General features: G+C 65.9%; 2 protein-coding genes and 1 pseudogene. All 3 read right to left on the bottom strand.

The window, feature by feature from the left end:
- Positions 1–160: 160 nt before the first annotated feature.
- On the bottom strand, positions 161–1,321 hold the full coding sequence (locus JCM9942_RS13140; RefSeq protein ID WP_054660219.1) for an ABC transporter permease: 1,161 nt from the start codon (positions 1,319–1,321) through the stop codon (positions 161–163).
- A gap of 82 nt (positions 1,322–1,403) precedes the next feature.
- Positions 1,404–2,090, bottom strand: a complete 687-nt coding sequence (locus JCM9942_RS13145; RefSeq protein WP_054660221.1) for an ABC transporter ATP-binding protein — start codon at positions 2,088–2,090, stop codon at positions 1,404–1,406.
- 189 nt (positions 2,091–2,279) lie between these two features.
- Positions 2,280–2,959: pseudogene (locus tag JCM9942_RS13150) on the bottom strand (efflux RND transporter periplasmic adaptor subunit); the annotation flags it as partial.

The raw sequence follows: 2,959 nt of genomic DNA on the forward strand, positions 1-2,959 counted from the left end.
CAGGGCCAGCCGGCCGCTGCGGGTGAGCAGCAGCCACCCTGCGAGCACGATCGCCACGCCGGCCACGCCCACCCACGGTAGCGCGATCCAGATGCCCAGGCCGATGGCCAGCAGGACGATGACCAGCGCATTTGCAAGAAATTTCCTCATCTCGTTCTCCTCAGCGCCCGGCCAGTGCATCGACGATCTTCAGGCGCTTGGCGCGCAACGCCGGCAACACGCCCACCACCAGCCCGATCAGCACGATCAGCAGCGCACCCATCGCCCAGGTCTGTCCCGGCACCACCGGCGGCAGCAGGCCCATGGTCTTGGGCGCCATGGCCGGCAGCGCCAGCGCCGCCAGTCCCAGACCGGTAGCGCCGCCGAGGCCGACCAGCAGCACCGACTCCACCATCACCAGCATCAACACGGTGCCGTCCTTGAAGCCGAGCGTCTTGAGCACCGCCAGCTCCGGAACGCGCTCGCGCACCGCTTGCGCCATGGTGTTGCCGGTGAGCAGCAGCAGGGTGAAGAACACCGCACCCATGATCGAGGTGACGATCATGCCGATGTCGGCGAACTGCTTGATGAAAGCCTGCTGGAACGCCGACTCGGTCTGGCTCTTGGTCTCATGGTCGGAGTTGGCCGAGAGCGCATCGATGGCCTGCGCCACCCGCGAGGCGTGGTCGGGGTTGTCCAGCCGCACCGTGTACCAGCTGACCTGGTTTTTGATGTAGTCGTTGGATTCGTCGAAGTACTTCCAGTTCATCATCAGCTGGCGTTCTTCGTTGGCCGCGGTGGCGGTGTTCCTGGATTTGAATATGCCGACCAGCTGCAACGGCCAGTCGTTGCTGCCGCCGCGCGGAAAGATCGTGGCCTGCAGCGGAATGGTGTCGCCGATCTTCCAGCCGAACTGCTTGGCCAGGGAGTCTCCGACGATGGCGCCGGTGCGGGTGGTGCGGAACGCTTCGACCTGGTCCTTGGGGATGTCGAATTCGGTCATCAGGTCGAAGTAGTTCGGTGCCACCGAGAAGTTGGGGAAGAAGTTCCTCTGGTCCTGGTAGATGCCGCCGAACCACATCGCATAGGTGACATCGTCGACGCCTTCCACCTGGCGGATCTGCGATTCCAGCCGGATCGGCAATGATTGGGTGATGGACAGGCGCGAGGCGACCACCAGCCGGTTGGCACCGGCCACGCTGCTGCCGCCGCTGGCGAAGGCCACGCGCACCGAATCGAGCATGCCGAACAGCAGGAACGCGGTGACGATGGACAGCAGCGTGAACAGGGTGCGCGTACGGCTGCGGAACAGCTGCGCCCAGATCAGGGAGAAGTACTTCATGGCGTACCTGCTGTGCGCCACCGTGCGGGCGGCTGCGCCGTAACGAAGACCGTTGGTGTTGTTTTTTCATGACCGGGCTCCTTCAGTGCACCGGGGCGTCGACCAGCTCGCCCTTGTCCAGATGCACGGTGTGGGTGGCGTACTCGGCGGCCTTGGGGTCATGGGTGACCATGATGATGGTCTTGCCATGTTCGCGGTTGAGCAGCTGCAGCAGCCCCAGCACTTCCTCCGCGCTCTGGCGGTCGAGGTCGCCGGTGGGCTCGTCGCAGATCAGGAAGGTCGGGTCGGAGACGATGGCGCGGGCGATGGCCACGCGCTGCTGCTGGCCACCGGACAGTTCATTGGGGCGATGATCGCGGCGATCGGCCAGGCCGACCAGGGTCAGCGCGATCTGCGCGCGGCGCTTGCGTTCGCTGGCGTTGAGGCCGGTCAGCAGCAACGGCAATTCCACGTTCTTCTGCGCGGTGAGCATGGGCATCAGGTTGTAGAACTGGAACACGAAGCCGACGTGGTGGCTGCGCCAGGTGGAGAGCTGGCCGCCGCTGAGCTGGTCGATACGCTGGTCTTCGATGTTGATCTCGCCGCCGCTGGGCGCATCCAGCCCGCCGATCAGGTTGAGCAGCGTGGTCTTGCCCGAACCGGACGGACCCATCAGCGCGACGAAGTCGCCCAGGGCGATATCCAGATCGATGCCCTGCAGCACCTGCACTTTCTCCGGGCCGCGCTGATAGGTCTTGGTGATGTTGCGCAAGGAAACGAGTGGGCTCATGGGTAGACCTCAGCAGTGACGGAAGGAATGTGGGCCTGCCACCTGGCAGGTGCAGGGCACGGCGGCGTGGAACGACGGCAAGGGCCGCCCCGCGCTGGAGCGCACAGGCGGTTCACACAAAACCTGCAACACAATCAGCGCGTGATTCCCGGCACCGCAGTGGATACGCCCGGCCAGCGGGCAGGGCGCTTACTTGTCAGCGTCCGCCAGCGCCACCTTGTCGCCATCCTTCAAGGCATCCGGCGGATCGAGCACCACCGTCTGCCCCACGCCCAGACCCGACAGCACCTGCTTGTCCTTGCCCAGCGTGGCGCCGGTCTGCACGGCCTGCGCCCGCACGGTGTTGTCGGCCTGCAGCACGAATGCCGTCGGTTTGCCGTCACGCTGCACGATGGCCGCGCCCGGTACCCGTACCCCCTTGGGGGCCGCGGTTCCAGCCGGCGCGGCCTTCTCCAGGAAGCTCACCCGCACGCCCATTTCCGGCACCACACGCGGGTCTTTCACCTTCAACGCTACGCGGACCTTCACCGTGGCCTTGCCGCGGTCGGCGGTGGGGATGATCGCGATCACCTCGCCGGGGATCTTCCAGTCCGGATAGGCGTTGAGCACGATCTCCACCGGCATCTTCGGCTGCACGCGGCCGATGAAGCCTCGCCCACTTCCACTTCCACTTCCAGCGAATCCATATCGACGATGGTGCCGATGCCGGTGCGGGTGAAGCCGCCGCCGGCCGACAACGGCGAGACGATTTCGCCGGGCTGTGCGGCCTTGGCGGTGACCACGCCGGAGAACGGCGCGCGCACGATGTTGTTGTCCACGCCCAGGTCGGCGATGGCCAGCGCGTCGCGCGCCACCTCGGCCGTTGCTGG

The organism is Stenotrophomonas pictorum JCM 9942 (assembly GCF_001310775.1).
GTDB lineage: Bacteria > Pseudomonadota > Gammaproteobacteria > Xanthomonadales > Xanthomonadaceae > Stenotrophomonas > Stenotrophomonas pictorum.